Annotated in this window: 12 protein-coding genes; 8 read left to right on the top strand and 4 right to left on the bottom strand. The window is 41.7% G+C overall.

Annotation, left to right across the window (positions count from 1 at the left end; all coding sequences use genetic code 11):
- Positions 1-19: 19 nt before the first annotated feature.
- A complete protein-coding gene (locus CXF93_RS08290; RefSeq protein ID WP_101061957.1) occupies positions 20-3,232 on the bottom strand; it encodes a hypothetical protein in 3,213 nt (1,070 codons plus the stop codon).
- 202 nt (positions 3,233-3,434) lie between these two features.
- Between CXF93_RS08290 and CXF93_RS08285 the strand changes: the two genes are divergently transcribed.
- Positions 3,435-5,483 (top strand): hypothetical protein, encoded by a 2,049-nt coding sequence (locus CXF93_RS08285; RefSeq protein ID WP_101061956.1) that lies wholly within the window; start codon positions 3,435-3,437, stop codon positions 5,481-5,483.
- A 16-nt stretch (positions 5,484-5,499) separates the two neighbouring features.
- Here CXF93_RS08285 and CXF93_RS08280 read toward each other — a convergent pair whose 3' ends face one another.
- The gene (locus CXF93_RS08280; RefSeq protein WP_101061955.1) at positions 5,500-6,039 is read right to left on the bottom strand and encodes a hypothetical protein; all 540 of its coding nucleotides are present in this window, start codon (positions 6,037-6,039) and stop codon (positions 5,500-5,502) included.
- 173 nt (positions 6,040-6,212) lie between these two features.
- Between CXF93_RS08280 and norR the strand changes: the two genes are divergently transcribed.
- The 6 genes from norR to merA all read left to right on the top strand — a co-directional run bounded on the left by norR (position 6,213) and on the right by merA (position 14,017).
- Positions 6,213-7,793 carry a nitric oxide reductase transcriptional regulator NorR gene (gene norR, locus CXF93_RS08275; protein ID WP_101061954.1) on the top strand — a complete coding sequence of 527 codons (1,581 nt, stop codon included), beginning with the start codon at positions 6,213-6,215 and terminating at the stop codon, positions 7,791-7,793.
- 188 nt (positions 7,794-7,981) lie between these two features.
- A complete protein-coding gene (gene hcp / locus CXF93_RS08270; protein ID WP_101061953.1) occupies positions 7,982-9,646 on the top strand; it encodes a hydroxylamine reductase in 1,665 nt (554 codons plus the stop codon).
- A 270-nt stretch (positions 9,647-9,916) separates the two neighbouring features.
- Positions 9,917-11,371: a hybrid-cluster NAD(P)-dependent oxidoreductase gene (locus CXF93_RS08265; protein ID WP_101061952.1), complete on the top strand. Its 1,455-nt coding sequence runs from the start codon at positions 9,917-9,919 to the stop codon at positions 11,369-11,371.
- A gap of 228 nt (positions 11,372-11,599) precedes the next feature.
- On the top strand, positions 11,600-12,046 hold the full coding sequence (locus CXF93_RS08260) for a universal stress protein (RefSeq protein WP_101061951.1): 447 nt from the start codon (positions 11,600-11,602) through the stop codon (positions 12,044-12,046).
- Positions 12,047-12,295: 249 nt separating this feature from the next.
- Entirely contained in the window at positions 12,296-12,517 is a 222-nt protein-coding gene (gene merF / locus CXF93_RS08255; protein WP_101061950.1) for a mercury resistance system transport protein MerF, read from the top strand.
- A 30-nt stretch (positions 12,518-12,547) separates the two neighbouring features.
- Positions 12,548-14,017, top strand: coding sequence for a mercury(II) reductase (gene merA, locus CXF93_RS08250; RefSeq protein ID WP_101061949.1), 1,470 nt, complete (start codon positions 12,548-12,550; stop codon positions 14,015-14,017).
- 145 nt (positions 14,018-14,162) lie between these two features.
- Here the strand turns inward: merA and rarD are convergent, their stop codons facing one another.
- Both rarD and CXF93_RS08240 read right to left on the bottom strand, forming a co-directional pair.
- Positions 14,163-15,026, bottom strand: coding sequence for an EamA family transporter RarD (gene rarD / locus CXF93_RS08245; RefSeq protein ID WP_232784147.1), 864 nt, complete (start codon positions 15,024-15,026; stop codon positions 14,163-14,165).
- Positions 15,027-15,370: 344 nt separating this feature from the next.
- A complete protein-coding gene (locus tag CXF93_RS08240; protein ID WP_101061947.1) occupies positions 15,371-16,300 on the bottom strand; it encodes an AraC family transcriptional regulator in 930 nt (309 codons plus the stop codon).
- Between the two features lie 118 nt (positions 16,301-16,418).
- Between CXF93_RS08240 and CXF93_RS08235 the strand changes: the two genes are divergently transcribed.
- The gene (locus CXF93_RS08235) at positions 16,419-17,939 is read left to right on the top strand and encodes an aldehyde dehydrogenase family protein (RefSeq protein WP_101061946.1); all 1,521 of its coding nucleotides are present in this window, start codon (positions 16,419-16,421) and stop codon (positions 17,937-17,939) included.
- Positions 17,940-17,986 lie beyond the last annotated feature (47 nt).

The raw sequence follows: 17,986 nt of genomic DNA, 5'->3' as shown, positions 1-17,986 counted from the left end.
AAAAAATATAAGAATATAATTAATCAGAAGTAATCAAACGATAAATATAGCTATTTGAATTGTATGGTTTTTTATCTACGCCATCACTTTTTTCAGAACCTGTGTAATAGCATTTTTGACGGCTGTACCTTGCCGGATCAGCGCTCACATAACACAGTTCTTTACCGTATTTCTCAACATTACTGTAAGTAAATACTTCGTGATTAACAGGCGATAACGTTTTTAGTTCAGCCAAGCTTGGCACACGCCAATTACTCTTATTACATAGCTTTTCACTGTTGCGTTGTACTGCCTCAGCTAATACGGTGCCAACATCAGCGTTTGTATTACCGTAATCTTTTGATCTTGTCTCTAGATCTGCATTATCAAATAATTGCCACGTTACCTTCGACTCCGGCTGATAAGCACATACGGCCGCATCAGTATCAGCCGTGATATCACCAGCGCTATCAAGCAGTTGATATATAAGTTTAATTTCACTTACTAAACGTCCCATTACCACTTTATCCTCATCACCCTCTTTTGATTCTGAGCCAGTAGTCGACGACTTATGGTCTGTAGCAAAGTGGTAGGTACGCTGTTCGCTACTATTACGCTCTTCATTCTTCCAGTACCAAAATCGAGTTGATGGCTTCGCCGAAGATGACCAATCGTTGGTGTCATACTTAGCATCAAAAGCAAGATGATGAGGGAATACATCAACATCAATTGTTGCTGTACCATCAATCGTTCCAGTTTCAAGCGAGGTTAACTGACTGCTACTTGGTAGAGCCCAATCACTACGCCCACATAATTGCGCTGCTGTTGTTGATTCAATTAAACCACCAGTCCCCATCACACTTGCAATACCAGCACTAGATGCATCAAATGCCAAATCATCAGCACCATTTGGCAGCCCGTCCTTAAGCAATGTCCACATACGTTTACGCACAAGGTCGCGGTTATCCATCACACAACGCCAGCCTCGTGCATACGTTGTGGCGCTTGGTAAATAGTCACCATTAATGTCTAACTTAGCAAAGTGAGTACCAATAACAGCATCCGCAGCAGCAACGCTATAACCCCCACTTGATGCACGTTCTAATCCTTTAACAGCATGTGCAGTCAGGGCCTCTGAATCAACAGCCGTCGGTAAGTTGTTAAACATGATAAGTAACTTATCCAGCGCCGAAATAAGTGCTGTATTACTCGTAACTGGTAGTTCTGAAGTAGCGCTATTCAAGTCTGCAACAAGGCTTACATTCGCTTTAATAAAGTCGTTTATTAAAGCCGCTGCAGCAAATAAATCTAAACTACGGCCATGAATATCAGCGCCATCATTGGCCGCTAATAACGTATCTCTGACACTATTCGCAGTCGTTTTTTGATCTGTTAACTTAATCAGCGCGGTTAACGCGGGTGTCACTGTTAATGCAGATTGGAATGAAGTATGTAACGAGGTTAGATTAATAAAGTCGAGTTTAATCGAGGCTATATTGTTATTGATCGTCGCTTTAAGTGCTTTATCAACACTGCTATCGCTTTCGAGCATAGTTGAGTAAAGCGTTAATACGTCGATTTTATTCTGGTATTCCGTTAACGCTAACGTGAGTGAATCAAATGCAGTTTTAGAGTTAGCCTCCGCAGTCGTCACATCAGATAATAATGGTGTCAAAGGTTGATCCACTAACGCGCTAATATTATTGATAACATTAATTAAATCTACTGAGGTAGTTTGCCAATTACTATTCTGCGATGACACTAGAGCTTTCAGTGCGGTATTCGTAGATGTAGTCTCTGTTAATATTTTCGCCGTATCTGGTAATTCCCATTTTAGAATCACTCTTGTACTATATGCAGCGTTAACCTCTTGACCTGCACTAATAGCTTTCAGTGCTTCAATACCATTAACCGTTTCAGATGCCCAATGTTTATAATAGCTGTCGCTAGTCACTAAATAGTGATTCAAGGTTCCTGTGATATAACTCGAATCCACTAACGTTTTCACTTTCATTTCTGTCGTAGTTAGCAGCTGCCAATTCTGCATGCCGCAAAACTCCGTACTCAATAATTCAAGCACCTTATCAGCATTATCATTAGTACCTGCATAAGCCCAGAATTGTGGATTTTCTCCATTGATATCATATTCAATGTAACAGCCCTCAGCCCCTTTTGAAGACTTCGCTTTAGACCAGTTACCAGCTGACGTTAATTCTTGAGCTTGATTCCATGTATTCATCGAAACAACGCGGGTTACATAAAAATCAGCACTTGCACCTGTAGCAAAAAGTGTTTGTCCAGCGGGGTTAACTTGATTCGCAATCGCGTTTTTCTTAACACGCACACCGACCTTATTTTTAGCATAAGCTTTAGGGCCAACATGTTGCGGTCGACTCGTTACGGCCTGCCAGGTCATGCCGCCATCATTGGTAAATTCATAATACTCAGGCTCATCATAATCTACGCCTGTATTGCCATTCGTCACCCACTCCCAGCTAAAACCATTGGTTTTAATTTCTTGCGGATAATTTGTGTTACCAATATTGTTGTTAACAATAACTGGCGCCGTAGGCGCTGATATCACAACAAGAACACCCGCTGTAAAGGCTTGCGTGCTGATTAACACCGAACCTGCAGCAGTGCCATCGGCAGCATTTTCTTTAACGCGTACTTGAACATGGCCAACATCAATATCAACATCACCAACAAGCAGAGGTTTATTGGTTACCGTATTCCAACTTACGCCGCCAGTGAGTGAATATTCATATTCGTTAGCCGTGCTAAAACCACTAACAAACTCCCAATCAAAGGTATTCAGGCTGTCATTCTGCACTGGGTTAGTTGGGGATTTGGGGCGTTTGACCAATGAATTAGCAGTATAAATAATGGGATTAACTAATACGTCACTTGCTGTTCGATTCTTGCTTGAGTCTGCCTTTACACGGATTTGAATATCACCCGCAGCATAAATACCATCAATAACGAGTTGATGAGGATTACCATTCACCGTCGACCATGGCTGATTCGGTATTTTTATTTCATAAAATTGTTTATCACTCAAATTATGACTCCAAGACCAGCCAAACTGATCAAGGTCATCATTCACGATAGGTCCAACGGGAGCATCTGGTTTAACGATATTTTGCGTCGGATTTGTTGATTTTTGATCTGGGCTTGCTTCATTACAACCCGTTAACAACGTACCTGTAACCACTGTCAACGCGAGCAGTGACTTGTTTACTCCTAACAACATTTTACCTATCCCTTTTATGTAATTATAAATAACTTTATGAAAACTATAGTCAAACATAAATTTTCGCATATACTAACGGGAATGAGAGTGATTATCAATTGTATTTGATCATATATTTTACTAATCATCTTTATTTACATTAAAATGACTGGTTTCCAAAAGGTAACCGGTATAAAACTTCAATCAACAAAGTGTTATCTATATGAATGGAAAATTTAAACTATCTAAAATAGCGGTTATTCTAGCGGGATGTAGTCTCGTGATTAGCTGTGGCGGCGAAGAAAGCAGTAATACAAAATCAGATCTCTATGACTACAGTAAATTATCAATTTGTGTCGATGCAGATCGTAATTATGCTTGCGGACCTCAAGAACAAAAGGTGTCAAGCTTATGGAGTGTTGCGGCTGATAACACAGCTCCATTCGTCATCGATAATGTGGCATATTTACTTACCGCACCAGCAAGTGCCAATGTAGTGAGTCCGTTTACGACATTGATTCAAAATGAAGTGTTATTTAACCCACAAGTTTCCGGTAGTGTTGCGCAAGCACAAGCGCATTTACAACAGCTATTTGGGGATCAATATAATCTTGATTTTCATAAGCTAAATACCGAGCATGGACCAAAAGAAGCGACTAATCTATTACTCGCTTCTTTTGCCCATGCATTGTCATTAGAGGGGGATTCTAAAGCGTTAAAAATCTCGGCTGCTGTAGATAAAATGGTAAGTAGCGGTAATTTTGATATAACAGGAAGCTTGCAACAAGCAGATTTAGATAATACCTATGTGAACTTAAATAAGCGCTATTTAATTCCTGGTTCATATCCGATGCGTACGCTATCCAGTGGTCGTGCAATCACGATGAATGAAAATACCGGCATGTTACTTGCGCTTACCTCTGGCGACAAATTACTACAAGTTGATACCGCCACAGGATTAAGTAACACCTTCACTCCTGCAACGACGACGCAAACATCGCCAGTGATAAGTACGTACGATGACCATGATGACGACGACGATGATGATGATGACCATGACGGGGATGATTGTGATGATGATTACGGTTCCCTTTTCGGTGATGACTGCAATGGCGGCGGCACAACCCAACCGGCATCAGCCATTTTATCAGCCGCTCAAGGCGACCATAATAAAAATGCTTATTTGATTTATCAGCCAACGATCTATGGCGATAACACCATGAGTTCTACCTGCAATAGTACGGGTAACAACGGTATTTTCTTAACAGAATTAGGCAAAAATAGTCAAGTTTCTCCCTTGTCTTCTGCACCGCAAATTAGTACCTACAGCAGTGCATCTGGTGGTACAACACCTCCAGTAGTCGTGCCGGTATTGCCGGTTTCATCTGCGGCCTGTAAAAACAACCATATTAATACCTTAATCGTCTCGCAGAATCACGACACAGTGACGGCAGTATTTAGCAAAGGTTATTATGGACAAAGTGCTGAATTAAAACAGTTAGTTAGCGGCACTTTAAAGCCCACTGGTAATAGTTATGATCTATCCTCAACTCAGCCAGTACTCATATTAAGTAAGCAACAAAAATCATTATTCGTGCTGCAAAATGCTGGTACTCCAGCGGTTGTGATTAATGCTCAAACCTTGAACTTACAAAGTGAAATAATAAAAAATGACATAGATAAAGCCGCATTCGTCAATAATGATAAACAGCTGATTGTCAGTGATCAAACCAATACCCTTCGTTGGATTGATATTGCGCAAGGCTCATCAATCGCAACCTTAGTATTAGCTGAAAATGCCATTAAACTCACCTCCGACCCCACTGGTAAATATAGTACTGCGTTAACAAATAAAAACTTGTACCTTATTGATAATGAAACAAAAGCTGTTATCTACTCGCAAGCTTATGCACAACGTAATGTGTACGGTATGAGCATGCTGAGTAATCGCATCATTATTAGCCGTGCGGGTGCGATTGATTATATTCAATTTGATAATTTGACCGGTACCCCAATCAAAGTAGCCAAGCAGATGTTATCTAAAGACTTGCTACAAAATTGGTCAACAACAAAGTCCGGCGCTTCATTAACGGATATGACGCTTGCAGAACTACTGCGAGATATTGGCGAAGATGATGTAATTAGCCAACAATTCAATGATATTGACCTGCAATGGCGACCAGCAAGTGCTACCAATATTGAAGGCGTAAAAGAGGTTATTATAACGGGGGATTATCGCGACCAACGCATTAGCATATCTAAAATGCTATAACATCAACTGGCAGCGATTAGTTACTTGAATCCAGCACCAGTCCACTCAGCATCACCGACAGGCGTTCAATTTTGATATTGGATAACTGTCGGTAATCAAAATACGGGCACACAACTAAACGGTTTTTAACATCAATCGCAAACTCATCATCTATCCACACCAGATTAGCCTCTAGCTTACCAGACGCCAGTAAGTCTTTTGCATAAGTGCGTCCGCATATAATGTGAATAGTCTGGGTATTGGCATTAAGTACTGGTGGGCTAAATAACAAGGCTGTTGCACTACCCGTTTGCAGTAAATAACTATCACGGTACTGCTGCCAAGTCGGTGCACGCTGTGCAAAGTCAAAATCGGTAGGGTTTAATACATACAAGAGTTTGGCATAGACGTTAAATACTTTACGCCAGCCATTGCCACAAGCTTGACCGATAGCATTCACTTCACCACTGACGAGTGAATTAACGCTGCTTATGTCTTGGTATTCCAACATGTTCGGCGTATTTGCTAGATATACTGCAAAGGTAAATTTAGAACAGCCAAGGCCTATATTTGTCATTATGTTTACGCCTTAAATTTCGAATATTAACAAGCGTATTATAAAGGATATCGAGAGCAAAATTAACCCAGATCAACAAACTCTTTGTTATCCAGCCGTTTCTTTATCTAGTCATTTACAGCCCCTACCCCACGATGTAAAAATCACATCACTCTCGATATTAAGGCTTATGCATGCAGACTTCTCTCGACCAAGCAATGTTACAAATTGCACTCGATCTCAATTTAAATTTGCCCTCAGGTCATCATTATCAGCGTTTGATGCAATCTCTGCAGTCTGTATTACCTTGCGATGCGAGCGCCTTACTCTTGCTTGATAATGAAGGGCTGTTATCTGGTGCTGCCGTTAACGGTTTATCCGAGGAAGTATTAGGTCAACGCTTCGACCCGCAACAGCACCCTCGCCTACAAGCTATTTTGTCAAGCCGAGAACCTGTGCGCTTTCCCGCGACATCACCCTTACCAGACCCTTTTGACGGTTTATTAAAAGACGATCCGAATCGTTCTATTGATGTACATGACTGCATGGGTTGTAGTTTATACGTTGAAGATCAACTGGTTGGACTTATCACCATCGATGCGATGCAAGTTGGTGCATTCAAACGGATTGATGATATTACCGTTGCCACTTTCGCTGCATTAGCCGCTGCAACAATAAGAAACGTCAATCAAGTGGAAGCTCTGCAAAAAAGCCACCAGCAACAACAGAATATGAATCAAGTGCTGATCCAAGAGGCCCGCAATAAAGGCGGTGAACTCGTTGGTGTTAGTCCTGAAATGCAAACCCTGCGCAACAATATCAACATGGTAGCTTATTCCGATTATGCGGTATTAATCAGTGGTGAAACAGGTACAGGTAAAGAGCTAGTTGCCCACGCGGTACATTCACAATCCTCACGCGCAACCAAGCCGATGATTTATGTAAACTGCGCCGCTTTGCCAGAAAGCCTTGCTGAGAGTGAATTGTTTGGTCATATCAAAGGCGCATTTACTGGCGCTACCAGTAACCGCGCAGGTAAATTTGAGTTAGCGGATGGCGGCACTATTTTCTTAGATGAAATCGGTGAATTACCACTGTTAATGCAAGCTAAACTACTGCGTGTTATCCAACAAGGCGAAGTACAGCGTGTTGGTGCAGATAAGAACTTGCTCATTAATGTCCGCATTATCGCCGCAACTAACCGCGAATTAACTGAAGAAGTCGCTGCAGGTCGTTTTCGAAGTGACCTATACCATAGGTTAAATGTGTTTCCAATTAAGGTGCCACCATTACGCCATCGCCAAAGTGATATTGCGGTATTATCAGGGCACATACTCGATCGTGTACGTAGCCAATTCAATGTGGCTAAATTGCAATTGCATCCACAGGCATTAACAGCACTGAATCATTACAGCTGGCCAGGTAACGTCCGTGAATTAGAACATACCTTGATGCGTGCCGGACTACGTGCAATTCAAGCACAGCAAAGCCTGATCTTACAGCAACACTTATCCGATGAAGTGAGCCACACTTACGCCTATTCAACAGAAAGCGACTCGAATACAGAGGCAGATGATTTGCCAACGACATCATTTGAGCTACGTGGCGCAGTAGAAACCTATCAAACCAAGCTTATTTCCCACGCCCTACAGCAATCTAATTTTGTGTGGGCGCAAGCGGCTGAGTTTTTACAGATGGATCGCGGTAATTTATACAAAATGGGCAAAAAACTCGGCATTGAACCTAAAGCGTTACGTGCTGCAGAGTTAGTTTAAAATCAATATGAACGCTGTTGATGTATAAATCACATCAGCAGCGTTGTTATAACCACATCAAAACACCATTCACAAAAACACAAACCCCTTAAATATCAAACACATAAAAGTTGGCACGTTAGCTGCAACATAGATTATGAGATCATCGTTAATTCGATATCAATCATATAATTATAATGGAGTTTTAAATGTTCTGTATTCAATGTGAGCAAACGGTTCAAACACCTACGGCTAAAGGCTGTTCTTATACTCAAGGTATGTGTGGTAAAACGGCTGATGTTTCAGACCTACAAGACATATTAGTATTTAATCTCCAAGGTGTGTCTTTCTGGGCCGAGCTAGCGCGTAAATACGACATCATCGATGCTGAAATTGATGCTTGGGCACCACGTGCATTCTTCTCTACACTAACTAACGTCAACTTTGTTCCAGAACGTATTACTGAATACACTGAAATTGCTGAGCGTTATAAGATCCAATTAAGCACACAAGTAATGGCAGCCGCTGCAGCAGCCGGTGATACATTACCTGAATTATCTCCAGCAGCGCAGTTTGTATTGCCAAGCACAGCTGAAGAAATCATGAACTTCGCACCTGAAGCAGCGGTTAACCGTGGTCATGAAGAATTACACGAAGACATCATTGGTCTACGTTTATTATGTCTTTACGGCCTTAAAGGCGCTGCAGCATACATGGAACATGCCCATGTTCTTGGTCAAAGTGAAGAGTCTATCTGCGCTGAATACCACCAAATCATGGCATTCTTAGGTACTGAACCTACAGATGCGAATGCGCTACTTGAAACATCAATGCAAATTGGTTTATTAAACTACCGCATCATGGAAATTCTAGACCGTGGTGAAACCAATACGTTTGGTCATCCACAACCAACACAAGTAAACGTGAAACCAGTTGCGGGTAAATGTATTCTTGTTTCCGGTCATGACTTACATGATTTAGAAAAAATCTTGCAACAGACTGAAGGTAAAGGCATCAACGTTTACACCAATGGTGAAATGTTACCTGCTCACGGTTACCCTGAACTAAACAAATACCCACACTTAGTTGGTAACTTCGGTAGCGCTTGGCAGAATCAGCAAAAAGAATTTGCTAACTTCCCTGGCGCAATTGTGATGACATCTAACTGTCTAATCAATCCAAACGTAGGTCAATACGCAGACCGTCTATTCACACGTAGCATCGTGGGTTGGCCTGGTGTTGTACATATTGAAGGCGATGATTTCTCGCAAGTTATCGAATGTGCATTAGCACAAGATGGTATCGCGCACACAGAAATCGAACACATGATCACGGTTGGTTTTGGTCGTAACGCGCTAATGGAAGCTGCTCCTGCAGTTATCAAAGAAGTTAAAGCGGGTAACATCAAACACTTCTTCCTAATCGGTGGTTGTGACGGTGATAAAGAAGAGCGTAGCTACTTCACTGACATCGCTGTTAATACACCTAAAGATTCAGTGGTACTAACGCTGGCTTGTGGTAAATACCGTTTCAATAAGAAAGAGTTTGGCGATATCAATGGTATCCCGCGTCTATTAGATGTTGGCCAATGTAACGATACTTATTCTGCAATTCAATTAGTGTTAGCACTGGCTGAAGAGTTTGATTGTGGTGTGAATGAATTACCGCTAAGCATTGTTTTATCTTGGTTCGAACAAAAAGCAATTGTGGTTTTATTAACGTTATTCGCTTTAGGTATCAAAGGTATTTATACCGGTCCTACAGCTCCTGCGTTCTTAACTGACAACTTAATCAAAGCACTTCAAGATAACTTTGATATGCGCAGTGTTGGTGACGCTGAAACTGATTTAGTGACTATGTTAGCTGGTAAATAGCACTCGCTGATCAATGCGGTGATAAGCCGCATTGGTTAAAGACGTTCGACACGCCGTAGCGCCCATCCATGGGGCTATTTGCTAGAACAGAGGCTGACATCCATGCCAGCAACAGTCGACTTACTTTAATCAATGCTCATGGTTTTAGATCAGCATTCGAATTAAAAAGACAGCAGCTACAAGTTCAAATATTTCATTCTAGCGGCTGTCTTTAATAAACATTTTCTTAATAACAATTATTCTTAAATTATCACTGCGATAGGTGCAATAATGTCTTCTTCAAATACGCCGTCTTCAACTATTTCGCCACCAGCGCTTTCTTCACCAGTACTTAAGCCTCTTAAATTAAACAGTGCTGGATTAGGTCAATCAACGACGAGCAAAGAAAAACCTGCGCCTGTAAGCAGTAAACTACAAGCTCCCAAGCTTAGTTTTTCTCTTGGGGGTTCAGATAACAACAGTTCAAAAAACACAGCCAAACCAGCGACTGCTAAGCTGTCTACTTCCAAGCTAAAACCACCTAAGCTTAACTTTGCTCTTGGTGGTAGTAAGTCGACGAGCTCTTCAAAACTTGCAACGCCAAAGCTGAATTTCTCACTTGGTGAAATGGTAGCTAAACCAAGCTTAAAGCCAACAACTTGGTCACCTACTACAACTTCATTAGTATTGGTAAAGCGTGAATTAGAAACGCATGACTCGATGAGCTTTACTTTTGCGGCCGCAGACCAAACTTTGTTTGATTTCAAACCTGGTCAATTCGTGACATTAGCGGTAGAAATCGACGGTAAAACCCATTATCGCGCCTATTCAATTAGCTCTGTACCACAACAAAAACAATTACGTTTAACCATTAAGCGTGTACCTGACGGTTTAGTTTCTAATTGGTTAGCGGATAACTTAACTATCGGCGATAACTTGTCGGCATTAAACATTGCCGGCCAATTCAATAGCAGCGATTGCCAACACAAAGCAAAACTACTTTTGGTTAGCGCAGGTTGTGGTATCACTCCAGTCATGTCGATTGCCAAAGCATTATTAGCGCAAGATAGCGACGCTGACATTGAGTTCTTACATTGCGCCCGAGACAAAGACAACGTTATCTTCCATGCAGAGATGCAAACGTTAATCGCTCAACATAGCAATTTCAAAGTTCAATTACTGTTAGAAAACAGTGACGGTTTTGCTAACTTCAGTGCTAATGACAATGATGACAATGCCACGACTAATAGTCCTGCTTTAGCACATCAAACAGGCATGGTGAGTAAAGACGTTATTCAGCAGTTATATCCAGATTTACAAGATCGCACTATTTTCTTGTGTGGCCCTGTTGGCTTTATGAAAGCAGTAGAGAATATAGCCCAAGAAAGTGACTTTGATATGGCGAATTTCTTCCAAGAAAGCTTTACGCCAGCTGCAGACAACAAACAGCAAGATGACATCACATCAGGCGCATCAACAGAGAGCGTGATGCTGTACGTACCCGACTTTGCAGTAGAGAAAGAAGTTGCACAAGGTTCATCACTATTAGAGTTACTAGAGAACAATGGCGTGCCAATTATCGGCGCTTGTCGCGCGGGTGTTTGCGGTTCGTGTAAGTGTAAAGTCACTAGCGGTGAAGTGAAATCAAGCAGCAGCGAAACACTGACCGCAGCAGAAATTGAACAAGGGTTTGTATTAGCCTGTTCAAGTACAGTTGAGGGGGATATCACTGTAGCACTCAGCTAATAAAGCAAATGAGTGAGATGAAATAATACCAGATAAGCATCGAGGTATCATAAAGTGGCAGGCTTTATCGATAGCTCGATTTTATGCGTCTGCCAATTTTTCACACCCTACAGCCCAATCTATTCCTCAATCTATTTCCCACGCCCTACTTCTCAATCTATTCCTCAATCTAGTCAACCAGATTAACTCTGCTACTCTTAATAAGAGACATCGTAGAGGATAAACTCAATGAGTTATAACCATATATTAGTGGCTGTCGATTTAACTAGCCCCAGTGAAATAGTCATGAGTAAAGCAGTTACATTAGCAAAAGAGGCTAATGCTAAGCTTTCACTTATTTATGTTAGTGCGCATCATTTGAAAGTGTCGGCTCCCGGGGGCATTCCGTGGTTAGCGTCGCATGACATCGAAGATACAGACACAGACGAAAAAGAAAAGGAGCAGTACCAAACAGAGCTCAACGCATTAGCTGAACAGCTTGATTACCCCGTTGAAAATAGGTTGGTTTTAATGGGCGAGTTGGAAGTGGAATTAACAACAGCTATCCATCAATTAGAGGCTGATTTATTAATTTGTGGACATCACCATGATTTATGGAGTCGGTTATTATCTTCAATACGAAAAATTGCTAACGCCGTCGACACTGATTTATTAATTGTTTATCTTGAAAAATAATAAGATAGCCTGTGAACGTTAAGCCTACCTCCCCAAAAAAGTACATTAGGGTCACTATTTTTGTTCAGTAACCACGTTCATTTTCTATCGTGACTTACCTTCACGGTTAACATTTTTGTAGGCATCAATTAATTCAAAATAGCCTTATGGCGATGTTTATACGCCTTTGGGCTAAGCCTCAGATATGTGTCTCTAGAACTACCGACAACGAATGCGGACTACCCCTCATACTTAAAAAAGTAGGTTTATATGAATAAAGAACGTCCTCTACTAAAATGGGGCATTACAGGTACTGTGATTTTTGCACTGTGCTGTTTTACTCCAATTCTGGTTATCGCTTTGGGGGTTGTTGGTCTTTCTGGGCTACTTGGTTATTTAGATTACGTCCTACTGCCTGCACTCGTTTTTTTTATTGGGTTGACGGTTTACGCATTGTTTAAAAGTAAGATGAAAGATAAATCTGATTGCTGACATATAAGCCCAAAGAATGGAGGAAAATAAATGGATAAGTGCGATTCTAGCAAGCAGCCAAATGCATCATCTTGTTGCAGCAGCAATAAAACCAAACAAGACCATGACCTTCATCTTGCAATTATAGGTAGTGGCTCAGCGGCATTTGCCTGCGCGATAAAAGCAGCGGAAGGTGGCGCGAGAGTCACCATTATAGAGGCGGGAGATGTGATTGGCGGCTGCTGTGTCAATATTGGATGTGTGCCATCAAAAATATTAATCCGTGCAGCACAACTAGCTAAGCAGCAACGAGATAATCCATTTTCAGGGTTGAAGAATCAGACTCCAATTATTAACCGCGCGTTATTGACGAAGCAGCTAACATCGCGTGTTGATGAATTGAGAGCAGCTAAATACCAGAATATTTTAGATGGTAACCCGTCATTGAGTTTAATTAAGGGGTACGCCCGCTTTAAAGATTCAAATACTTTAACTGTTACCTCAGAGAGTGGGCAGGAAATCGAGGTTGTCGCAAACCGCATTTTAATCGCAACAGGCTCAACACCAACTATTCCACCGATTGCAGGTTTAGTTGATACGCCTTATTGGACTTCGACAGAGGCATTATTTTCAGAGGAAACACCTGACCACTTAGTGGTGATTGGCTCATCGGTAGTCGCTCTGGAAATCGCTCAAGCCTATCGCCGTTTGGGCTCCGAAGTGACAGTACTGTCAAGACATACCTTACTGTACAGAGAAGACCCTCTTCTGGGAGGGCGCTTATGTCAGTCTTTTGAAAAAGAAGGGATTAGAGTTCTTAACCAGACGCAAGCCAGTCAAGTAAGCTTTGATGGTATGTCTTTCACTCTTTCAAGTAACAATGGTCAAATTAATTGCGATAAATTACTGGTGAGTACAGGGCGTCATGCGAATACAGCTAGATTAAATCTTGATGTGGTCGGTGTTAATACAGACAGCAATGGCTGTATAGAAGTTAATGCTCGAATGGAAACGTCTGTGCCTAATATCTTTGCTGCTGGTGATTGCTGCAATATTCCTCAACATGTGTATGTTGCCGCTGCGGCAGGCAGTCGTGCGGGAATTAATATGACGGGAGGGAATGCAGAGCTTAATTTATCATCAATGCCAGCAGTCATTTTTACCGACCCACAAGTCGCAACGGTTGGGTTAACCGAGACTCAAGCAGAAAGCCAAGGCATAGAGACTGACTCTAGAGTATTAGATATGGAAAATGTACCAAGGGCATTAGCTAACTTCGAAACTGACGGTTTTATAAAATTAGTGATAAATTTAGATTCACAACAGCTCATTGGTGCGCAAATTCTTGCTCATGAAGGTGGTGAGTTAATTCAAAGTGCTGCGTTAGCTATTAGCAATAAAATGACAGTAAATGAATTAGCGGATCAGCTTTTTCCATACCTTACTATGGTTGAAAGCTTAAAGTTATGTGCCCAAACTTTTAATAAAGACGTCAAAGAGCTTTCTTGTTGTGCTGGTTAAATCGAATGCATAATATTCATTTTTCCATATTAAAACGGCTCTGAAGCTATGTGGTTAAAGTATAAGATCTAACTCACTTATGCCCACATATGGCTTAGAGCAGTCCATTCATTACAGCAGTCCATTCATTATTTCCAATATAGTACTAACCGCGTCGCTTATAACTATCTATAGCGATTAATACCAAGGCCAGCATAATAGCCCCGTAGATTGGCCATTGGATTAGCTCAATGCGCTCACCAAGTAATAGGCCAACACAAAAAACCAAGGTCGGTTCTAAATAAGTTAATAAGCCAAATAGGCTAAGTGGCAGCATTTGTGAGGCGTATAAAAATAATAACATGGGTAGTGTGCCAGTGATCCCGAGTCCTAGGTAATAAGCCCAAGATGATACTTCGATTTGTTGCCAATCATGAAAAGGTTGTAAATAGAGCATGGCAAGCAATGCGATTGGTAGTAAAAAAAGGTTGTCTAAGGTGAATACCAGGTCGCTCGCCATTGGGTAACGTCGGCGATTCATAAAGTACAGCGGATACCCTAAGGCAACCACAAACACAATCCAAGAGATGCCATCGGCAATAACATAGGCATAAACAACACCACAAGCAGCAATGATGCATGCGATTAACTGTACACGGCTTAATTGCTCACCATACACAAAGTAACCAACGGCAACCAACGTCAGCGGCAGCGCAAAATAGCCTAATGCCACAGAGAGTATTTCACCCTGTAGAGGCGCCCAGATAAACAGCCAAAACTGTGGCGCAATTAAACAGGCGGAGAGTAAAAATCTAGGCCATAACCGCCATTGTTTTAATTGTTCCCACAACATTGAGATTCGCCCAACTATGATTAAACCCAATAGCATAATGACGGAACTCCACAAAACCCTTTGCCCGGCTAGCCAATGACCAGCGCCTCCGGTAACAGCTGTTTCTGGCCAGGTAGGTTGAAACTGTACATACATGGGCAGCAATGCAAATAAACAAGACGCTATTATTGAAGCCATTAATCCCTTTTTGTGATCGGAAAAATGAAAAGTTTTATTATTAAGTTTGGAGAAAATCATAGGTTATCAAATTAAACTGGTTAGAGAATGAGAGTAAGGGCGTGGATGATACCATGACCACTGCGCATAACAGATAGAGACCTTCAATTACCCCACAAAATATAATGGATATTACCATCGGCTAGTACCATGATTCTAAGCCATTCCCGTCCAGCTATGGCTTAGTGCAATAACATTAAACCGAATTCCCCCAAAAACACGTTAGAGTCACAATTCGCTCATCAGTAACCACATTCATTTCTATCGTGATTTGTCTTCACGGTTAATATTTTTGTAGGCATAGATTAATTCAAAATAGTCTTATGGCGATGTTGATATGACTTAGGACTAATGCCATAAAAGCGTTTGAAAATACGACTGAAATGACTGCTACTAATAAACCCTAGCTCAAAGCTAACTTGGGTGATCTGCATACCTGTCTTAATCAATTCTGCCGCTTTCTTCAAACGTTGCTGTTGCTGAAAAGCCAAAGGCGTACAACCAAAGTGAGCTTTAAATTGATTAAAAAATTTGGTTCTGCACATGCACGCAATACGGCACAACTGGTCGATATCAATACATTCATGTAGGTGTTGATTAATAAACTCAACCGCCATGGTTAACCCACTGTGATCGGGTTGCTGCTGGCAAAACGACATCATAAAGTCACGACTTTGCTGACGTAACAAACGTACCGTCAATTCCGATACCGCTAAATTGATCATGTAACTACGATCAGGATCGTCATCCACATACAACTCGGTCATACGTTGCAATAGTGCCTGCGTCTGCGAATTATGATGAGTATGTAGTAACTGTTGTTGATATTGCACTGGGCCAAATTCACTGTGCTTTTCAGCTTGGGCATTAAGGTTATCAGCTATCTTCGCGATACGGTCGGTGGATATTTCAATCGCTAGACAACGAGTTGGCGCAGCTAAACTGGCAATGGGAAAATCAATTTCAACGCTTTGACTTGGCGCTAATACAAAGGATTCATGGGGTACAAAGTCACTGTCATAATTCGAGTCCTGACTGTGCATTACCTTTTTCCCGCTGATCATGGCGCAAAACAACGGATTTTCTGACTTCAACTCTACCCGCTTAGCTTGTTGAAAAGTATCATAAATACTTAACTGAGACTCGGGGCCATCATAGCTGGTTTGGTTTTCTACCATCACTTCTGGCTTAAATTCTGGATCGAGGTTGGATCCTCTATTAGGCACTATCTGCATCACACACTTCCTTGTTATGGACTGACAGTCAATTTTTGCGAACTCCCAGCGCAGTTTATGACACACCGTCATGATAACTTCACTCTCTCGCAAAAAACAATAACTAAAGGAAAGAGTTATGATCTATGCAGCACCTGGAACCAAAGATGCACTTATTAATTTTAAGCCGCGCTACCAAAACTTCATTGGCGGTCAATGGGTAGAGCCTCAAAACGGCTGCTACTTTGACAACATCAGCCCAATCAATGGCGAAGTCATCTGTCAAATTCCACGTTCAAACTACCTAGATATCGAACTTGCATTGGACGCAGCACATAAAGCTAAAGATGCTTGGGGCTCAGCGTCAGTAACCGTTCGCTCTAATACCCTACTTAAAATCGCTGATCGTTTAGAACAAAACATCACCAAACTAGCCATCGCAGAAACGTGGGATAATGGTAAAGCCATTCGTGAAACACTGGCCGCTGACATTCCTTTAGCGGTTGACCATTTCCGTTACTTCGCAGGTTGCTTACGTGCTCAAGAAGGCAGTATTGGCGATCTAGATGAGAATACTGTCTCATATCATTTTCATGAACCATTAGGTGTTGTTGGCCAGATCATTCCGTGGAATTTCCCTATTCTAATGGCTGCATGGAAACTAGCACCGGCATTGGCTGCTGGTAACTGCGTGATCTTAAAACCTGCTGAACAAACACCTGCCTCTATCTTGGTATTGATGGAGTTAATTGAAGATCTATTACCAGCTGGTGTGTTGAATATCGTCAACGGTTACGGCGCTGAAGCGGGCCAAGCGTTAGCAAGTAGCACACGTATTGCTAAGATCGCGTTTACAGGTTCAACCCCTGTTGGTTCGCATATTCTAAAATGTGCGGCGGAAAACATCATTCCATCAACTGTCGAACTCGGCGGTAAATCACCAAACATCTTCTTCCCCGATATTATGAACCATGAAGATGCTTATCTGAGTAAATGTATCGAGGGCGTGGTATTAGCGTATTTCAATCAGGGCGAAGTCTGTACTTGTCCATCACGCTTGTTAGTACATGAAGATATCTATGAGCAGTTTATGGCTAAGATCATCGAACGTACCCAACAGATCAAACGTGGTAATCCATTGGATACCGAAACCATGGTTGGCGCGCAAGCATCAAAAGAACAATTTGAGAAGATCTTAAAGTACATTGAGATTGGTAAAGAAGAAGGCGCTGAACTGCTTATCGGTGGCGAGATTGAAGAAGTGCATACCGATCATGAAAATGGTTTCTATATCCAGCCTACCTTGTTTAAAGGCACCAATAAAATGCGTATCTTCCAAGAAGAGATTTTTGGCCCAGTGATCGCAGTAACCACCTTCAAAACTGAAGCTGAAGCATTAGAGATAGCCAATGATTCTGAATTTGGTTTAGGTGCAGGTGTTTGGAGTCGCGACATGAATGTAGCTTACCGTATGGGTCGTAAGATCCAAGCTGGTCGCGTATGGACAAACTGTTACCACATGTACCCTGCCCACGCAGCATTTGGTGGTTATAAGAAATCTGGTGTTGGTCGTGAAACCCATAAAGTGGCGCTAGAGCATTACCAGCAGACTAAAAACTTACTTGTTAGCTATGACGTTAACCCGCTTGGTTTCTTTTAATTAAGCTTTTATTCTGATTTATTCAATTAGCAGCTTAACGGTTATCT

This window comes from Moritella sp. Urea-trap-13, assembly GCF_002836355.1.
Taxonomy (GTDB): Bacteria; Pseudomonadota; Gammaproteobacteria; order Enterobacterales; family Moritellaceae; genus Moritella.
Note: the sequence above shows the minus strand (reverse complement) of the source record. Positions and strands in the feature narration are given on the sequence as shown.

Coding starts and splice junctions, on each gene's coding strand:
- CXF93_RS08265 (WP_101061952.1), top strand. CDS start 9,917: ATGTCTTCTTCAAATACGCCGTCTTCAACTATTTCGCCACCAGCGCTT.
- norR (WP_101061954.1), top strand. CDS start 6,213: ATGCAGACTTCTCTCGACCAAGCAATGTTACAAATTGCACTCGATCTC.
- CXF93_RS08290 (WP_101061957.1), bottom strand. CDS start 3,232: ATGTTGTTAGGAGTAAACAAGTCACTGCTCGCGTTGACAGTGGTTACA.
- rarD (WP_232784147.1), bottom strand. CDS start 15,026: ATGGCTTCAATAATAGCGTCTTGTTTATTTGCATTGCTGCCCATGTAT.
- CXF93_RS08240 (WP_101061947.1), bottom strand. CDS start 16,300: ATGCAGATAGTGCCTAATAGAGGATCCAACCTCGATCCAGAATTTAAG.
- CXF93_RS08280 (WP_101061955.1), bottom strand. CDS start 6,039: ATGACAAATATAGGCCTTGGCTGTTCTAAATTTACCTTTGCAGTATAT.
- merA (WP_101061949.1), top strand. CDS start 12,548: ATGGATAAGTGCGATTCTAGCAAGCAGCCAAATGCATCATCTTGTTGC.
- CXF93_RS08260 (WP_101061951.1), top strand. CDS start 11,600: ATGAGTTATAACCATATATTAGTGGCTGTCGATTTAACTAGCCCCAGT.
- CXF93_RS08235 (WP_101061946.1), top strand. CDS start 16,419: ATGATCTATGCAGCACCTGGAACCAAAGATGCACTTATTAATTTTAAG.
- CXF93_RS08285 (WP_101061956.1), top strand. CDS start 3,435: ATGAATGGAAAATTTAAACTATCTAAAATAGCGGTTATTCTAGCGGGA.
- hcp (WP_101061953.1), top strand. CDS start 7,982: ATGTTCTGTATTCAATGTGAGCAAACGGTTCAAACACCTACGGCTAAA.
- merF (WP_101061950.1), top strand. CDS start 12,296: ATGAATAAAGAACGTCCTCTACTAAAATGGGGCATTACAGGTACTGTG.